Raw genomic sequence first — 16,203 nt, 5'->3', positions numbered from 1 at the left:
CCCCCGCCGCGATTCAGCCCCGCGCCCCCGCGACCAGCTCCGTGATCCGCGCGAGCTGGGCGCGCGACGTCGCCTCGGCGGTCTCGTCCTCGGCGAAGACGTTCGAGACCAGGATCGACTCCTCGCGGTCGAGGAAGCCGTTCGTCGCGAGGGCGGCGAAGAGCTGCTCCCAGTCGACGTCGCCGTCGCCGATGGCCAGGTGCTGGTGCACGCGGGCGGCGTTGCCGGGCGGGTTCGAGATGTAGCGGAGGCCGTGGGAGCGGTGGTGGTCGAAGGTGTCGGCCGCGAAGACTGCGCCCAGCCTGTCTCCGGCCGCCGCGACGATACCCTCGGCGTCGCCGCCGAGGCCGCCGAGGTGGAAGCTGTGCGCGCCGACGTAGACGAAGCCGATCGCGGGGGAGTTCACGCCCCGCAGCACGCGCAGGGCCTCGCGGCCCTCCTCGACGAAGTCGTCGGGGTGCGGATCGAAGTTGATCCGCACGCCCTCGCGCTCGAGGATCGGCACGAGCTCCTCCATCGAGCGGTAGAAGGAGTTCTCGGACTCCTCCTGCGCCTCGGGACGGCCGCTGAACTCGGTGTTGATCACCGGCACGCCCAGCTCGACGGCGATCTCGATCACGCGCTTCGCGTGGCTGACCGCGTACTGGCGCAGCGACTCGTCGGGGGACGACCAGCGCAGCACCGGCTGCAGCGCGCAGATGCCGATGCCGGCGTCCGACACCGCCTTCTTCAGGGCGCCCACCAGCTCGTCGTCGGCGCGGGCGCGGCGGTGGAACGGGATGAAGTCGGGGTGCGGCGTCAGCTGCATCCACTCGTAGCCGAGGTCGGCGACGAGGCGCGGGAACTCCAGCAGCTCGTGCGTGCTGTGGAAGGGCGTGGGGTCGAGGGCGATCTTCACCATGGTCCGATCCTCACGCGTAGAACGCGGGCTGGGCGATGTACTCGACGGACTCGAGAGTGCCGTTCGTGATCGCGCGCACTCCCGCCTCGGCGGCGACCGTGGCGAGGTAGCCCTCCCACGCCGAGGGTCCGCCGATGCGGCCGGCGCGCGCGGCGTCGACCCAGGCCTGGAACTCGGCGTCGTAGGCGGCGCTGAAGCGCTCCTTGAACGAGGGGTTCTCGGCCTGCGAGATGCGGCCGTCGAAGCGCTGAACGAGGCCGCGGGTGGCTCCGATGCTCGCGATGCCCTGCTCGAACACGGCCTCGGTGCTCACCTGGTAGCCGAAGCGCACGTTGACGTTCATCTCGACGTCGGCGAGGACGCCCGACTCGGTGTAGAGCAGAGCGAGGATCGGATCGTTGAAGCCCGACGCATTGAGCGAGTTGCGCTTGAGGTTCTTCACCTCGATGCCGACGATCTTCTCCCCGGTGAGGAAGTTGACGATGTCGATCTCGTGCACGACGGAGTCGCTGATGAGCATCGAGTTCGTGTACGTGTCGGGCACGGCGCCGTTGCGGTGCCGGTGGTGGGTGCCGAGCAGTGCGCCGAGCTCGCCGCCGCGGATGAGCTCCTGCAGCTGGATGTACTCGTCGTCGAAGCGGCGCATGAAGCCGACCTGGATGTAGGGGCGGTCGAGCTGCTGCTCGGCCTCGAGGATGCGCAGCGCGTCCTCGGAGTCCTCGGTGAGCGGCTTCTCGCAGAGGATCGCGAGCCGCGCCTCGAGCGCGGGCAGCAGCACGGGCACGTGGTACGGGCCGGGGGTGGCGATGACGACGGCGTCGATGAGGTCGCGGTCGATCGCCTCCTCGATGGTGGCGACGGCGACCGAGCCGGGAGCGAGGGCGGCGGCGGCCTGCGCACGCTCCTCGAACGGCTCGATGATCGCGGTGACGGCGGCGTTCGAGATCTTCTGCGTGATGCGGCGGACGTGGTCCGAGCCCATCATGCCGGCGCCGACGACGGCGACGCGGAGGTCGCCGGAGGGGGTGGTGGTGTGCGTCATGGGTCTGGTTCTCCTTCGAAACGGGGGTGCCGGCGTCAGCGGACGCGGGCCATCGCGGTGCAGCCGAAGATGTGGCGGAACGTGCGCTCGGCGATCGGGCCGGGCACGTCGATGTCGACGCCGTACATGTCCTGCTCGACGATCGCGAAGATCTGCGGGTCGATCGCGGCGACCGCCTCGATGATCGGGGCGAACGCCGGGACGCCGTGCGGCGGCTCCGTCATGACGCCCTGGGCGACGGCGGTGGCGAACGGGGTGTCGTTCTTGAGCGCGGCGGCGAGGATGTCGGGCTCGACCTGCTTGAGGTGGAGGTAGCCGATCCGCTCGGGGTGCGCCTCGATGAGCTTCACGTTGTCGCCGAGGTAGTAGGCGAAGTGGCCGGTGTCGAGGCACAGGTTGGTGTACGCGGCGTCGGTCTCGGCGAGGAAGCGCTCGACCTCGCGGTACGTGCCCACGTGGCTGTCGGCGTGCGAGTGGAACTGCTGCTTCATGCCGAACTCCTCGAGCAGCGCCTTGCCGAGCTGATCGTGGCCCGCCGCGAGCTTCGCCCACTGCTCGTCGTCGAGGGTGCGCGACTCGAGCAGCTCGGTCGTCGCGTCCGAGCGCCAGAGGTCGGGGATCACGACGAGGTGCTCGGCGCCGAGCTTCGAGGCGAGGCCGGCGACGTCGAGCGCCTGGTCCCAGGCGCGCTTCCACTGGTCCTCGCCCTTGTGGAAGCCGGTGAAGACGGTGCCGGCCGAGAGCTTCAGGCCGCGCGAGCCCAGCTCGTCCTCGAGCTCGTGCGGATCGGTCGGCAGGTAGCCGAACGGACCGAGCTCGATCCACTCGTAGCCCGCCGCGACGACCTCGTCGAGGAAGCGGCGCCACGGGATCTGGCCCGGGTCGTCGGGGAACCACACGCCCCAGGAGTCGGGGGCGGTGCCGATGCGCAGGCCCTGCGCGGAGCCGGGGGTGGTCGAGTCGGTGCTCATGGAACGACGGTGTCCTTCGTGGTCGGTGCGGGTCGGAGTCGGTGCTGTCGGCGTCGGCGAGGCGTCGACGGGGGTCGGCGTCAGCCGAGCAGGGGGCGCTGGAGGCGGCGCTGCTCGACGTAGGCCTCGCGGGCCGTGATCGTCGAGTCGAGCGTGGCGACCTCCGAGACGGGGACGTCCCACCAGCCCTCGCCGTCGGGGGCGTAGAGCAGCGGGTCGCTGTGGATGTGGATGAGCGTCGTGGTGTCGGACGCCTTCGCGGCGGCGACGGCGTCGCGGAGGTCCGCGATCGCGTCCGGGCCGGGCTGGACCTCGATGGTGTCCACTCCGTAGCTGCGCGCGTTGGCGGCGAGGTCGACGGGCAGCACGTCGTTGCCCTGGAAGAGCCCGCGCTCGTCCTGGTACCGGTACCAGGTGCCGAAGCGCTCGGAGCCGACGGTCTCGGAGAGGTGCCCGATCGACGCGTAGCCGTGGTTCTGGATGAGCACGACGATGATCTTGAGGCCCTCGGCCACCGCGGTCACCAGCTCGGTGTGCAGCATGAGGTAGGAGCCGTCGCCGACCATGACGATGGCGTCGCGGTCGGGAGCCGCGCGGCGCACGCCCAGTCCGCCCGCGATCTCGTAGCCCATGCACGAGAAGGCGTACTCGACGTGGTAGCCGAGGCTGTCGCGCACCCGCCACAGCTTGTGCAGGTCGCCGGGGAGCGAGCCGGCGGCCTGGATCACGACGTCGCGCGGGTCGGACGCCGACTGCACGGCGTGGATGATCTCGGTCTGGCCGGGCAGCTCGAGGCCGGAGGGGGCGAAGGAGCGGTCGACCGCGGCGTCCCAGGCGCCCTTCTCCTCGGCGGCGATGCGCGCCCAGTCCTCGCTCACGCGCCAGCCCTCGAGCGCGCCGAGCAGCGCCTCGAGCGCCTCGCGGGCGTCGGCGATGACGGGCAGCTGCGAGCCGTGCTTGTAGGCGTCGAACGACGCGACGTTGACGTTGACGAACGTGACGTCGGGGTTCTGGAAGGCGGTGCGGCTCGCGGTCGTGAAGTCGGAGTAGCGGGTGCCGACTCCGATGACCACGTCGGCCTGCGCGGCGAGGCGGTTCGCGGCGGTCGTGCCGGTCGCGCCGATGCCGCCGAGGTACTGCGGGTGGTCCCAGTTCAGGGAGCCGCCGCCGGCCTGCGAGGTGCCGACCGGGATGCCGGTGGCCTCGACGAGGGCACGGAGGGCGTCCTCGGCGCCGGAGTAGATCACTCCGCCGCCCGCGACGACGATCGGGTTCCGCGCCGAGCGGATCGCCTCGACGGCGCGCGCCAGCGGTCCCTTCTCGGGCAGCGGACGGCGGACGTGCCACTCGCGGGGCGCGAGGAACTCCTCCGGCACCTCGATCGTCTCGGCCTGGACGTCCTCGGGGAGCGCGATGGTGACGGCGCCGGTCTCGGCCGGGTCGGTCAGCACGCGCATCGCCGCGAGGGCGATCGAGAAGAGCTTCTCGGGGCGGTCGACGCGGTCGAAGAAGCGCGAGAGCGGACGGAACGCGTCGGTGACCTGCACGCTCGTGTCGTGCGGCAGCTCGATCTGCTGCAGCACCGGATCCGCGACGCGGGTCGCGAAGGTGTCGCTGGGCAGCAGCAGCGCGGGCAGCCGGTTCGTGGTGGCGAGCGCGGCTCCGGTGAGCATGTTCGCCGCGCCGGGGCCGACGGACGCGGCGCTGGCGAAGGTGGAGCGGCGGCGGCGCATGCGCGCCCAGCCGACCGACTGGTGCACCATGGCCTGCTCGTTGCGGGCCTGGTGGTAGGGCATGACGCCGGGCTGCTCGGCCTCGAACTGCTTCAGCGCCTGGCCGATGCCGGCGACGTTGCCGTGCCCGAAGATGCCGAACGTGCCGGCGATGGTGCGCTCGCGGTGGTCGCCGTCGACCGTCCACTGGTTCGCGAGGAACTCGATCAGCGCCTGGCTGACGGTCATCCGCCTCGTGGTGCTCATGTGCAGGTGTCCTTCTTCGTCGAGGGTGGGGTGTCAGCGGTCGTCGCGCGGGCGGTCGTAGGGGAGTCGCGGATCGACGTCCTGACCCTCCCAGGTGGCGCGGATCCAGCCGTGGGCCGGGTCGTCCGAGATGTGCCAGACGCGGTCGGGGTCGGGCCCCGCCATCACGTTCAGGTAGTAGAGGTCGTAGCCGGGGGCCGCGACGCACGGGCCGTGCCAGCCGTAGGGGAGCAGGGCGATGTCGCCCGTGCGGACCTCGGCGAGCACGTCGATCTCGCCCGCGGGGGAGGAGTAGGTGCGGAGGAACCCGAACGGGTCGGCCTGCGCCGGGGCGTCGAGGCCCTTCGAGACGGCGGTCTCGAAGTAGTAGATCTCCTCGAGGCGCGACTCCTGGCCCGGGACGAGCTCGTCGTGCTTGTGCGGAGGGTAGCTCGACCAGTTCTCGGCCGGAGTGATGACCTCGCAGACGATGAAGCGCCCGGCCTCGAGGGACTGCGGGGTGCCGAAGTTGTGCACCTGGCGGCTCGAGCGGCCGGCGCCGCGCAGCTCGACGGGCACCTCGTCGCGGGTGATGTGGCGGCTCGGGTGCACCTCGGTGGTCGGCGCCTCGGCCACGGCGACGCGCCCCTGCCCCTCGAGCGTCGCGGAGGCGAGGCTCGAGAGGTAGAGGACGTCGCTCGGACCGTCGAAGACCGAGACCCGACCCTCCAGCAGGGTGGTCTCCGACGGGCCCGAGCTCTGGTGCCGGACCGTGAACGATCCGGACAGGGGGACGACGAGGCGCTCGACGCCGTCGGCGGGGAGCGCGAGCACGACGCCGGCGGTGAGGTCGGCGACGCGCAGGCCGGTGTGCTGCCAGCCGGGCACGGCGCCGTCGACGACGGACTCCCACCCGTCGCGCAGGAGGGCCCCCTTCGGGAACACCCATTCGTTCGGCGTGCTCATCTGCGGGGCCTTCCGTGGGAGGTGGTGGGTGGGAGTCGGGTGGGGGGTCTCGATACGCCGCCTGCGGCGGCTACTCGACCAGCGAAGGGGTGGGCGGCCTTGCTGCCGCCACTGCTGATGACGGGGGTCTCGATACGCCGCCTGCGGCGGCTACTCGACCAGCAGGGGTGAGCGAGCGCAACCGGCGATCCGCGTGTCAGCGGATCGTCGTGCGCGGACGCAGGACGCTCTGCGGAACCCGGCCACCCTCGCGAGCCGACCGCGGCCGATCGACGAGCGCAGCGAGGAGAGAGGCCCAGGAACTCAGTTCTGGGGGAAGCCCAAGTTGATGCCGCCGTGGCTGGGGTCGAGCCAGCGCGACGTGATCGCCTTCTGCTGGGTGAAGAAGCGCACCCCCTCCGCGCCGTGGGCCTTGGTGTCGCCGAACAGCGACGACTTCCAGCCGCCGAACGAGAACGTCGCGACGGGCACCGGGATCGGGACGTTGATGCCGATCATGCCGACCTGGACCTCGTTCTGGAAGCGGCGGGCCGCTCCTCCGTCGTTCGTGAAGATCGCCGTGCCGTTGCCGAACGCGCCGCCGTTGATGAGCTCGACGCCCTCCTCGTAGGTGGCCACTCGGACGATCGACAGCACCGGTCCGAAGATCTCCTCGGTGTAGGCGCGCGACGTGGTCGGCACCTTGTCGAGCAGCGTCGGGCCGAGCCAGAACCCGTTCGGGTCGCCGTCGACCTCGATGCCGCGGCCGTCGATGACGACCTCGGCGCCGTCCTCCTCGGCGATCGCGATGTAGGAGGCGACCTTGTCACGGTGCACCTCGGTGACCAGCGGGCCCATGTCGCAGCCGCGGCGTCCGTCGCCGATGCGCAGCTTCGCGGCGCGGTCCTGGATCTTGGTGATGAGCTCGTCGGCGACGGGCTCGACCGCGACGACCACCGAGATCGCCATGCACCGCTCGCCCGCGGAGCCGAAGCCGGCGTTGATGGCGGAGTCGGCCACGAGGTCGAGGTCGGCGTCCGGCAGCACCAGCATGTGGTTCTTCGCCCCGCCGAGGGCCTGCACGCGCTTGCCGTGCTTGGTGCCGGTCTCGTAGACGTACTGGGCGATCGGAGTGGATCCGACGAACGAGATCGAGCGGACGTCGGGGTGGGTCAGCAGTCCGTCGACGGCCTGCTTGTCACCGTTGAGCACCGTGAAGACGCCGTCGGGGAGACCGGCCTCCTTCCACAGCTGCGCCATCCAGATCGCGGCGGTCGGGTCCTTTTCGGACGGCTTGAGGATCACCGTGTTGCCGGCGGCGATCGCGATGGGGAAGAACCACATCGGCACCATCGCCGGGAAGTTGAACGGCGAGATGATGCCGACGACACCCAGCGGCTGCTTGGTCGAGTAGATGTCGACGCCGGTCGAGACCTGCTCGGAGTACTCGCCCTTGAGGTGGTGCGCGAGGCCGGTCGCGAACTCCACGACCTCCTGGCCGCGGGTGATCTCGCCGAGGGCGTCCGAGACGACCTTGCCGTGCTCGGACGTGATGATGTCGGCGAGCTCGCCCTTCTTCGCCTCGAGCAGCTCGCGGAAGCGGAAGAGGATCTGCTGGCGCTTGGCGAGCGACAGGTCGCGCCAGGCCGGGAACGCGGCCTTCGCCGAGGCGATGGCGGCCTCGATCTCGGCGTCGTCGGCCAGCGCGACCTCCTTGGTCGCGACTCCGAGCGCCGGGTCGAAGACGGGGGCGGTGCGGCCCGACGTCGAGGGGGACTCGCGGCCGTCGATCCAGTGCGGCACGACGGGGAGCTGGTGGAGGGGAGTGGTCCCCGTGGTCTCGGACATGGTTCCTGCTTCTCTTCTCGAAAGTGGGGCGGGTCAGCCGTGCACGAGGGCGGCGGCGGTGTCGACAGCGGCCGCGACGTCGCCGTCGGCCGGGTAGAGGAGGGTGCGGCCGACGACCAGGCCGCGCACGCCGGGCAGCGCGAGCGCCGCATCCCACGACGCGTACGTCTCGGCGGGGCTGCCCGTCGGGTCGCCGCCCAGGAGGAGGGTCGGCAGCGTCGTCGACGCCATCACCCGCTCCATCTCGGGGACGACGGGGAGCTTCAGCCAGGAGTAGGCGGACGTGTTGCCCAGGCCGGCGGCGACGGCGATCGAGGTGATCACGGCCTCCGGGGAGAGGTCGTTCTGCACCGCCCCGTTGGCCCAGCGGCTGAGGAACGGCTCGAGCATGATCGGGACCTGCGCGGCCGCGGCGGCGTCGACCGCGCGGGCGGTGGCCTCGATGGTCGCGACCGTGGCGAAGTCGGCGAGGTTGATGCGGATGAGCAGCTTCGCGAAGTCGATGCCCGACGCCGCGATGCTCGGCACGTCGTAGCCGGTGAAGCGGTCGTCCATCTCGAAGCGCGCGCCCTTGAGGCCGCCGCGGTTCATCGATCCGACGACGACCTTGCCCTCGAGGGCGCCCAGCAGGGCGAGGTCCTCGATGATGTCGGGCGTGCCGAGCACGCCGTCGACGCCGGGACGCTCGAGAGCGGTGACGAGACGGGCCAGCAGCTCGTAGCGGTCGGCCATGGCGGTCGGGTCGTCGCGGACGCCGAGCGCACCGCGCGCGGGGTGGTCGGCGGCGACGATGAAGAGCTTGCCGTCCTCGGCGAGCAGCGGCCGCCGGGCGCGGTCGCGGACCCGCGGCAGCACGGTCTCGGGGGCGGTGGTCCTGATCTCGCGCAGCGACGCGAAGTCGAGAGCGGAGAGGGTGTCAGGCAGGGACATTCGAGATGCTCCTCACGATGTCGGCGACCTCGTCGGTGGTGGGCATGGCGGTGGAGCACTCGCGGCGGCTCGCGACGATCGCTCCGGCGACGTTCGCGAAGCGGAGCACCTCCTCGAGCGACCAGTCCTGGAGGAGGCCGTGGCAGAGGGCGCCGCCGAAGCTGTCGCCGGCGCCGAGGCCGTTCACCACGTCGACCGGGTAGGGGGCGACCTCGACGGTCTCGTCGCGCGTCTTGGCGAGCACTCCGCGCGGGCCCTGCTTGACGATCGCGAGGTCGAGCCCGCGGTCCAGCAGCGCGTCGGCGGCGCGGTGCGGGTCGGTCTCGCCGACCGCGATCTCGCACTCCTCGCGGTTGCCGACCGCCACGCTCACGCGCTCGAGAGCGCGGGAGACCTCGCGGCGGGCGATCTCGGGCGACTTCCAGAACATCGGGCGGTAGTCGAGGTCGAGGATCGTGAGCGGGCGGCGGCCGCGCGCCTCCCACGCCGTGTGGTGCGCGGTGCGGCTCGGATCCTCCGAGAGGCCGGTGACCGTGGACCAGTAGATGCGGGCCCGGGCGATCGAGTCGAGGTCGAGCTCGTTCACGTTGATCACCAGGTCCGGCGCCTTGGGCGCGCGGTAGAAGTAGAGCGGGAAGTCGTCCGGCGGGAAGATCTCGCAGAACGTGACCGGCGTGTTCAGCCCCGACACGGTGCGGACGAAGCGGGCGGAGGCGCCGAGGCGCTCGAGCTCGCGCGAGACGAAGCGGCCGAACGGGTCGTCGCCGGTGCGGGTGATGATGCCGGCCTTGAGGCCGTGCTTCGCCGCGGCGACGGTGACGTTCGCCGCGCTGCCGCCGAGGTACTTGCCGAAGGTCTCGACGTCCTCGAGGCCCACGCCGTCCTGGAGCGGGTAGATGTCGACGCCGGAGCGGCCGATGGTGATCAGGTCGAAGGGCGCGTTCGCCTCGCTGTGCTCGGTCATACTTCGCTGTACAACTTCCTGCCCGGGGTCGTCCCGGGCGTCTCGTCGTCGTCGCGGTGATCGCGATCCTGTGGAGCCGTCAGCCTTTGTGCTGACATATGCACGACGTTACAGCAGAACGCCTCCGCTGTCACGCACCGTCATGCTGTGCTCGGCGAGCACGACCGTGCGGCCCAGGCGGTCGCTCTCGCGGGCCGCGTCGAGCGCCTCCAGCGTCGCGACGGCCTCGAGCGCCGGGACCGGCTCGGGCCCGCGACCGGCGACCGCCGCGGCGAACCTGCGGTAGAACTCGGCGTAGTCGCCCTTCTCGGAGGGGATGCGCTCGGTCCCCGCGGCCGTCGAGAGCACGCCCCAGCGGTCCTCGCTCTCGTACCCCCAGCCCTCGGGATCGTCGAGCGGCCGGTGTCCGGCGAAGACCGCCTGCGCCTGGACGTCGGTGCCGTCGGAGCGGTAGCCCCCGAGCGATCCGTAGGCGACGAGCTCGCGCTGGCTGAGGCGGTGCAGCTTGCTCGAGGAGATGCTCGAGGTCGCACCGCCGACGTGGTCGATCGTCACGAGGAAACCGGCATCGGTGCGTTCGCCGGGCTCGCCGATGTGGTCGAGGCGTGCGGTCACCCGCGCGGCCGGGCCGAGCAGGTGGAGCATCTGGTCGACGACGTGGCTGCCGACGTCGCGGAGCATCCCGCCGAGGGGGCCGCGGTCGAGGCCGTCGGCGTCGTCGAGGTCGAAGCGGGAGCTCACCCGCCACACCTCGCCCAGGCGTCCGGAGGCCAGGACCGCCTCGAGGGTGCGTACGTCGGCGTCGAAGCGCCGGTTGTGGAACACGTTCAGCACCACCCCGGCCCGGGCGGCGGCCCCGGCGAGGGCGCGCCCGTCGGCCGCGGTCGGCGCGAACGGCTTGTCGGCCACCACGTGGACCCCGGCGGCGATCGCCTCGAGCACGAGCTCGCGCCGCGTCTCGGGCGGGGTGGTGATCGTGACGGCGTCGACGCCGGCCGCCAGCAGCTCGGCCTGGCTCCTGTAGAGGGGGACTCCGGGGAGCTCCTGCTCGGCCTGGGCACGACGTCGGGGCGACCGGGCGACGACGCCGACCAGATCGACCTCTTCGGCGACGCGGAGGAACGGGGCGTGGAAGAAGCGGCCGCCCGTGCCGTAGCCGACGAGTCCGATGCGCATGATCCCTCTTCCTCCTCGCGAGCGATTCCGCCGCTCTACGTCTGCCGAAGCATAATGTCTGGACATTAAGAGCTGACGGTGCCTACACTGGCGGCACTCGCCCGAGGCGACTCTCCGCGATCGGCTGCGCAACTCCCGGCCCCGACGCCACCGTCCCCGCCTGCGGTCCGACCTCTCAGCAAAGGACGAACAATGTCGTTGTCATCAGCACCGCCGGCCCGGCGCCAGGGCGCGTCCCGCGGCTACCTCACGCGGTTGACCATCATCTCGACCCTCGGCGGCCTCCTCTTCGGCTACGACACCGGCGTCATCTCCGGCGCCCTGCTCTACATGAAGGACGCGCTCGAGATGAGCTCGGTCGAGGAGGCGCTCGTCGTCTCCTCGCTCCTGTTCCCCGGAGCGGCGGGAGGCGCCCTGATCGGCGGGCGCCTCGCCGACAAGCTCGGCCGGCGCGGCACCCTCCTGGTCTGCAGCGTCCTCTTCCTGATCGGGGCGATCAGCTGCGCGCTGGCCCCCAACGTGCCGCTGATGATCCTCGCCCGCGTCGTCCTGGGCCTCGGAGTCGGCGCCGCCGCCGTCACCGTGCCGCTGTACCTGGCCGAGATGGCCCCCGCGAACCGCCGCGGCCGCATGGTCACCATCAACGAGCTGATGATCGTGACGGGCCAGATGGCCGCGTTCGCGATCAACGCCCTCCTCGACGCGCTCATCCAGGACCCGGGAGTGTGGCGCGTGATGCTCGCGGTGGCGTCGATCCCCGCGATCGCTCTGCTGATCGGCATGCTCGTGCTGCCGGAGTCGCCGCGCTGGTTCGCGATCCAGGGCCGACTGGCCGACTCCAAGCGGATCCTCGACCTCAGCCGCGAGCCGGAGGAGTCGGCCCGGGAGTACGACGAGATCGCGGAGTCCTCGCGTCTCGCCGGCAACGAGAAGGGCCGCGCGCTGCGCGACCTGCGCGAGAACCGCTGGATGCGACGACTGCTCTACGTCGGCTGCGGTCTGGCGACCGTGCAGCAGGCCACGGGCATCAACACGGTCAACTACTACGCGCCGACGATCCTCGAGAACAGCGGCCTCGGGGTGAGCGCCGCGCTGGTGGCGACCATCGGCGTGGGCGTGACCTCGGTCGTCACGACGATCCTCGGCATCGTCCTGCTGGGCTACATCGGCCGCCGGAAGATGCTCATCATCGGGTTCTCGGGCGTGGTCGGAGCGCAGGCGCTGCTGGCCGTCATCTTCACGCTGCCGCAGTCCGACGCGGTCAGCTACCTGATCCTCGCGGCGATGATGCTCTTCGTGGCCTTCGTGCAGTGCTTCATCGGCACCTGCGTGTGGCTGCTGCTCTCCGAGATCTTCCCGCTCGCGATCCGCGGCTTCGCGATGGGCATCGCGGTGTTCGTGCTCTGGACCGTCAACGCGGTCATCTCATTCGCGTTCCCCATCGTGAACGCGGCCCTGGGCTCGACGGGCACCTTCGCGCTCTTCGTCGCGATCAACCTCGTGTCGCTGTTCTTCGTCTTCAAGGCGGTCCCCGAGACCAAGGGACGCTCGCTCGAGGACATCGAGACCGACTTCCGCACGCAGGCGATCCCGGTCGTGGAGCCCGCGCGCCGCTGACGCCGGACACGACGAAGGGGGCCTCCGATCGGGGCCCCCTTCGTCGTGCTCGCGCCGACTACCGGTCGACGAGCGTGACCTCGAACGAGTAGAGGTCGGGCCGGTAGCAGTGCTGGCCGAACTCCACGGCGCGACCCGAGGTGTCGAACGCGGTGCGCGACATCGTGAGCACCGCGGCGCCCTTGCGCAGGTCGAGCAGCTGGGCCTCGGAGGAGGTGGCCCCGCGCGCACCGATCCGCTGCTTCGCGACGCGCATCGTCACTCCGCGGGCGCGCAGCAGCTGGTAGAGGCCGTGGTTCTCGAGGGCCGAGAGGTCCAGGTCGGTGAAGTCGGCGGGCAGCACGTTGTCGAGGATCGCGATCGGCACGCCGTCGGCCGTGCGCAGTCGCTTGAGGTGCACGACCGGGCTGCCGGGAGCGACGCCGAGCGCCTCGGCGGCGGTCTCGTCGGCGACGCCGATCGAGGAGGTCAGGACCTCGGTGGCGGGCTTCTGGCCCGTGCGCTCGAGGTCCTCGTAGAGGCTCGTGAGCTCGACGTTGCGCGTGACCTTGCCGTGCACGACCTGCGTGCCGATGCCGCGGCGGCGCACCAGCAGGCCCTTGTCGACGAGGTCCTGGATCGCCCGGCGGATCGTGGGGCGCGAGAGGCCCAGGCGCGCTCCCAGCGCCACCTCGTTCTCGAGGCGCGCGCCGGCGGGCAGCGTCTCGTCGAGGATCGCGCTCTCGAGGAGGTTCGCGATCTGGTGGTAGAGCGGCACGGGGCTGGACCGGTCGAGCCCCAGGAACAGCTCGACGGGCAGGGTCTGCTCGGCCTGGGCCATGGTGGTCTCCTCGAGGACGTAGGGATGTCCTGTCAATAGTAGGGCTGACATATCGGCATCCATGTCACCTCGACGAGATTTCTCGCGCAATTTGTTCTGACAATCTGACGTCAGGAGTTATGCTGACGCTATTCCGCCCGCAGGCGCTCCGCGCCGCACCTTCATCGGAGAAGACATTGAGCGAGACCGCGACCACCACCCTGCCGCTGCGCACCGCCGCCGAGGGCAGCCCGACCAGCCTCTGGAACGACTCCGCCGACCCGATCGAGCTCGCCCGCTCGCTGAGCTTCGGCGCCGTCGGCGCGACCTGCAACCCGGTCATCGCCTTCACCACGATCCAGCGCAACCTCGACGTCTGGGGCCCCCGCCTCGCCGAGCTGGCGCTCGAGCACCCGACCGCGGGCGAGAGCGAGCTGGGCTGGCTCGCGATCGAGGAGCTCTCGGTGCAGGCCGCGTCCCTCCTGCTGCCGGCGTTCCGCGAGAGCGGTGGGCGCAACGGCCGCCTCTCGGTGCAGACGGACCCGCGCCTGCACCGCGACGTCGACGCGCTCGTCGAGCAGGCGGTGCGGTTCTCGAACCTCGCCGAGAACATCATCGTGAAGATCCCCGCGACCGCGAACGGCATCCGCGCCATCGAGGAGGCGACCTACCGCGGCGTCAGCATCAACGCCACCGTCTCGTTCACCGTGGCGCAGGCGGTCGCCGTCGCCGAGGCGATCGAGCGCGGCCTCGACCGCCGCGCCGCCGACGGCGAGCCGGAGCGCGAGTTCGGCTCGGTCGTCACGATCATGGGCGGCCGGCTCGACGACTGGATGAAGGCGAGCGTCGCCGCCAACCGCATCCTCGTCGACCCGGGCGTGCTCGAGTGGGCCGGCGTCGCCGCCCTGAAGGAGGCGTACCGGATCTTCCAGGAGCGCGGCTACCGCTCCCGCGTGCTCTCGGCCGCGTTCCGCAACCACCTGCAGTGGTCGGAGCTGATCGGCGGCGACCTCGTGGTCTCCCCGCCCTTCGAGTGGCAGGTCCTCATCAACGAGAACGAGCTGCCCGTCGACCTGCACCGCATCGACGTGCCGGTCGCGCCCGAGATCCTCGACACGCTCCTCGAGCGCGTGCCCGAGTTCCACCGCGCCTACTTCGAGGACGGCATGACGATCGAGGAGTTCGACGACTTCGGCGCGGTGCGCCGGACGCTGCGGCAGTTCCTCGAGGCCGACGCGAAGCTGGACGCGCTCGTGCGCGACGTCCTGCTGCCCGCGATCTGATCCGGCCCGCGCCGTGACCCGCGACACCGACGAGCAGGACATCACGTTCCGCTCCCGCCGCTGGGTGCGGCCGGAGGACCTCAACGCCAACGGCAGCCTCTTCGGCGGCAGCCTGCTGCGCTGGATCGACGAGGAGGCCGCGATCTACGCCATCCTCCAGCTCGGCAATCCCCGCGCCGTGACGAAGTTCATCTCCGAGATCGACTTCGTCTCCTCCGCCGTCCAGGGCGACCTGATCGAGATGGGCCTGCGCGCGACCGGCTTCGGGCGCACCTCCCTCACCATGCGCGCGGAGGTGCGCAACATGGTCACCCGCTGCAGCATCCTCGCGATCGACCGGATCGTCTTCGTCAGCCTCGACGAGAGCGGCGCGCCCCAGCCGCACGGCTACAGCACCATCACCTACGACCGCGATCGGCTGCCCCGGCACGCCGCGGAGGGAGCGGCATGACCGGCTGGCGCATCCGCGACCACCACGCCGAGGACGTCGACGGGATCCTGCGCCTGTGGGAGCTCGTGACGGCCGCCGACGCCGAGCCCGTCTACAACCTGGCCGAGGTGCTCGCGTCGTGCGCGAAGGACCACGCGGTCGTCGCCGTCGAGGGCGACCACGTCGTCGGCGCGGCGGTCGGCCGGGCGGCGCACGCGCAGGGCTGGGTCGTGTTCCTCGCGACGGCCCCGGAGGCGCGCGGGCGCGGCATCGGCTCGTCGCTCCTCGCCGCCCTCGAGGCGCGGATGGCGCCGACGGGGGTGTCGAAGCTGTCGGCGCTGATGCCGGCGGCCGAGACGCGGACCGGGGCGTTCCTCCGGCAGGGCTTCGAGCAGAAGCAGAACCTGCACTACTTCGAGCGGAGGATCCCGGTGCAGCGCGAGGAGCTGACCCTGCTGGCCGAGCTCGGCGGGCGCGTCCTGCCGCGGGGCCTCTGGGACCAGGTCGGCGGCATGACCGCCGAGAAGGACCTGCTCGAGCGCCGGCTCGTGATGCCCCTGGCGCAGCCCGAGCTCGCCGAGCGCTTCGGAGTGGCGCCGCCGCGCGCGGTGGTGCTGTTCGGCCCGCCCGGCACCGGCAAGACGACCTTCGCGAAGGCGATCGCGTCGCGGCTGGAGTGGTCGTTCGTCGAGGTGTTCCCCTCGCGCCTCGCCGCCGACCCGAAGGGCCTCGCCGGTGCGCTGCGCGAGACGTTCCTGACGGTGTCGGAGCTCGAGCGCGCGGTCGTCTTCATCGACGAGGTCGAGGAGATCGCGTCGCACCGTCAGGGCGAGCCGCCCTCCCCGACGCAGGGCGTGACGAACGAGCTGCTCAAGATCATTCCGGCCTTCCGCGAGCAGAGCGATCGGCTGCTGATCTGCGCGACCAACTTCATCCGCTCCCTCGACTCCGCGTTCCTCCGCCACGGCCGCTTCGACTACGTGATCCCGATCGGGCTGCCGGACTCGGAGGCGCGCGACGCGATCTGGCGGCGGTACATCCCGGCGGAGTCGGTCGGCGTCGACGTGGGGGTGCTGGTCGCCTCAACCGAGGGGTTCTCGCCCGCCGACATCGAGTACGCCGCGCGGAAGGCGTCGCAGTCGGCCCTCGAGCACGCGGTCTACGCGGGGGCGGACGCGGCGCGCGGCCCGTCGCTCGAGGACTACGTCACCGCGATCGCCGCGACCCGTGCGACGGTGTCGGCCGAGGTCAACGCCGAGTTCCTCGAGGACATCGACGTGCTCGGACGGCTCTGAGCAGCCCTCGGTCGCGCTTCGTCGGGAGCGGGTGGTCGGGAGCG

General features: G+C 71.3%; 14 protein-coding genes. 4 read left to right on the top strand and 10 right to left on the bottom strand.

The window, feature by feature from the left end; translation table 11 throughout:
- Window positions 1–13: 13 nt before the first annotated feature.
- The 9 genes from NB037_RS11075 to NB037_RS11035 all read right to left on the bottom strand — a co-directional run bounded on the left by NB037_RS11075 (window position 14) and on the right by NB037_RS11035 (window position 10,735).
- Window positions 14–898, bottom strand: coding sequence for a sugar phosphate isomerase/epimerase family protein (locus NB037_RS11075; RefSeq protein WP_251945717.1), 885 nt, complete (start codon window positions 896–898; stop codon window positions 14–16).
- Between the two features lie 13 nt (window positions 899–911).
- Window positions 912–1,943, bottom strand: coding sequence for a Gfo/Idh/MocA family protein (locus tag NB037_RS11070; RefSeq protein WP_251945715.1), 1,032 nt, complete (start codon window positions 1,941–1,943; stop codon window positions 912–914).
- A 35-nt stretch (window positions 1,944–1,978) separates the two neighbouring features.
- Entirely contained in the window at window positions 1,979–2,914 is a 936-nt protein-coding gene (locus NB037_RS11065; protein WP_251945714.1) for a sugar phosphate isomerase/epimerase family protein, read from the bottom strand.
- Window positions 2,915–2,994: 80 nt separating this feature from the next.
- Entirely contained in the window at window positions 2,995–4,893 is a 1,899-nt protein-coding gene (gene iolD, locus NB037_RS11060) for a 3D-(3,5/4)-trihydroxycyclohexane-1,2-dione acylhydrolase (decyclizing) (RefSeq protein WP_251945713.1), read from the bottom strand.
- Window positions 4,894–4,926: 33 nt separating this feature from the next.
- Window positions 4,927–5,838: a 5-deoxy-glucuronate isomerase gene (iolB, locus tag NB037_RS11055; RefSeq protein ID WP_251945711.1), complete on the bottom strand. Its 912-nt coding sequence runs from the start codon at window positions 5,836–5,838 to the stop codon at window positions 4,927–4,929.
- A gap of 303 nt (window positions 5,839–6,141) precedes the next feature.
- The gene (locus NB037_RS11050; protein ID WP_251945710.1) at window positions 6,142–7,665 is read right to left on the bottom strand and encodes a CoA-acylating methylmalonate-semialdehyde dehydrogenase; all 1,524 of its coding nucleotides are present in this window, start codon (window positions 7,663–7,665) and stop codon (window positions 6,142–6,144) included.
- A 33-nt stretch (window positions 7,666–7,698) separates the two neighbouring features.
- Window positions 7,699–8,595, bottom strand: coding sequence for a Cgl0159 family (beta/alpha)8-fold protein (locus NB037_RS11045; protein WP_251945709.1), 897 nt, complete (start codon window positions 8,593–8,595; stop codon window positions 7,699–7,701).
- The gene (iolC, locus tag NB037_RS11040) at window positions 8,582–9,559 is read right to left on the bottom strand and encodes a 5-dehydro-2-deoxygluconokinase (RefSeq protein WP_251945708.1); all 978 of its coding nucleotides are present in this window, start codon (window positions 9,557–9,559) and stop codon (window positions 8,582–8,584) included. Before iolC ends, NB037_RS11045 begins: the two co-directional genes overlap by 14 nt.
- 108 nt (window positions 9,560–9,667) lie before the next feature.
- Window positions 9,668–10,735, bottom strand: coding sequence for a Gfo/Idh/MocA family protein (locus NB037_RS11035; RefSeq protein ID WP_251945707.1), 1,068 nt, complete (start codon window positions 10,733–10,735; stop codon window positions 9,668–9,670).
- Window positions 10,736–10,927: 192 nt separating this feature from the next.
- Between NB037_RS11035 and NB037_RS11030 the strand changes: the two genes are divergently transcribed.
- Window positions 10,928–12,352, top strand: coding sequence for a sugar porter family MFS transporter (locus NB037_RS11030; RefSeq protein WP_251945706.1), 1,425 nt, complete (start codon window positions 10,928–10,930; stop codon window positions 12,350–12,352).
- A 58-nt stretch (window positions 12,353–12,410) separates the two neighbouring features.
- On the opposite strand, the gene NB037_RS11025 is transcribed toward NB037_RS11030, so the two are convergent.
- Window positions 12,411–13,172 carry a GntR family transcriptional regulator gene (locus tag NB037_RS11025; RefSeq protein ID WP_251945705.1) on the bottom strand — a complete coding sequence of 254 codons (762 nt, stop codon included), beginning with the start codon at window positions 13,170–13,172 and terminating at the stop codon, window positions 12,411–12,413.
- A gap of 176 nt (window positions 13,173–13,348) precedes the next feature.
- Here NB037_RS11025 and NB037_RS11020 point away from each other — a divergent pair, with 176 nt between their 5' ends.
- From NB037_RS11020 to NB037_RS11010, 3 genes are read left to right on the top strand one after another with little or no spacing between them, the layout of a single operon-like run.
- Complete coding sequence (locus tag NB037_RS11020; RefSeq protein WP_251945704.1) at window positions 13,349–14,434, top strand: transaldolase family protein; 1,086 nt, start codon at window positions 13,349–13,351, stop codon at window positions 14,432–14,434.
- A gap of 13 nt (window positions 14,435–14,447) precedes the next feature.
- Window positions 14,448–14,885 (top strand): acyl-CoA thioesterase, encoded by a 438-nt coding sequence (locus NB037_RS11015; RefSeq protein ID WP_251945703.1) that lies wholly within the window; start codon window positions 14,448–14,450, stop codon window positions 14,883–14,885.
- Window positions 14,882–16,159 carry an ATP-binding protein gene (locus tag NB037_RS11010; protein ID WP_251945702.1) on the top strand — a complete coding sequence of 426 codons (1,278 nt, stop codon included), beginning with the start codon at window positions 14,882–14,884 and terminating at the stop codon, window positions 16,157–16,159. Before NB037_RS11015 ends, NB037_RS11010 begins: the two co-directional genes overlap by 4 nt.
- Window positions 16,160–16,203: the final 44 nt, after the last annotated feature.

It is taken from the genome of Rathayibacter rubneri (assembly GCF_023743255.1).
In the GTDB taxonomy this organism is placed as follows: domain Bacteria; phylum Actinomycetota; class Actinomycetes; order Actinomycetales; family Microbacteriaceae; genus Rathayibacter; species Rathayibacter rubneri.
This window is presented reverse-complemented; position numbering and strand designations above follow the sequence as displayed.

Bases quoted from the DNA above. Each gene is read 5' to 3' on its own strand.
- NB037_RS11070 (WP_251945715.1), bottom strand. From the start codon at position 1,943: ATGACGCACACCACCACCCCCTCCGGCGACCTCCGCGTCGCCGTCGTC.
- NB037_RS11065 (WP_251945714.1), bottom strand. From the start codon at position 2,914: ATGAGCACCGACTCGACCACCCCCGGCTCCGCGCAGGGCCTGCGCATC.
- iolD (WP_251945713.1), bottom strand. From the start codon at position 4,893: ATGAGCACCACGAGGCGGATGACCGTCAGCCAGGCGCTGATCGAGTTC.
- iolB (WP_251945711.1), bottom strand. From the start codon at position 5,838: ATGAGCACGCCGAACGAATGGGTGTTCCCGAAGGGGGCCCTCCTGCGC.
- NB037_RS11050 (WP_251945710.1), bottom strand. From the start codon at position 7,665: ATGTCCGAGACCACGGGGACCACTCCCCTCCACCAGCTCCCCGTCGTG.
- NB037_RS11045 (WP_251945709.1), bottom strand. From the start codon at position 8,595: ATGTCCCTGCCTGACACCCTCTCCGCTCTCGACTTCGCGTCGCTGCGC.
- iolC (WP_251945708.1), bottom strand. From the start codon at position 9,559: ATGACCGAGCACAGCGAGGCGAACGCGCCCTTCGACCTGATCACCATC.
- NB037_RS11035 (WP_251945707.1), bottom strand. From the start codon at position 10,735: ATGCGCATCGGACTCGTCGGCTACGGCACGGGCGGCCGCTTCTTCCAC.
- NB037_RS11030 (WP_251945706.1), top strand. From the start codon at position 10,928: ATGTCGTTGTCATCAGCACCGCCGGCCCGGCGCCAGGGCGCGTCCCGC.
- NB037_RS11025 (WP_251945705.1), bottom strand. From the start codon at position 13,172: ATGGCCCAGGCCGAGCAGACCCTGCCCGTCGAGCTGTTCCTGGGGCTC.
- NB037_RS11010 (WP_251945702.1), top strand. From the start codon at position 14,882: ATGACCGGCTGGCGCATCCGCGACCACCACGCCGAGGACGTCGACGGG.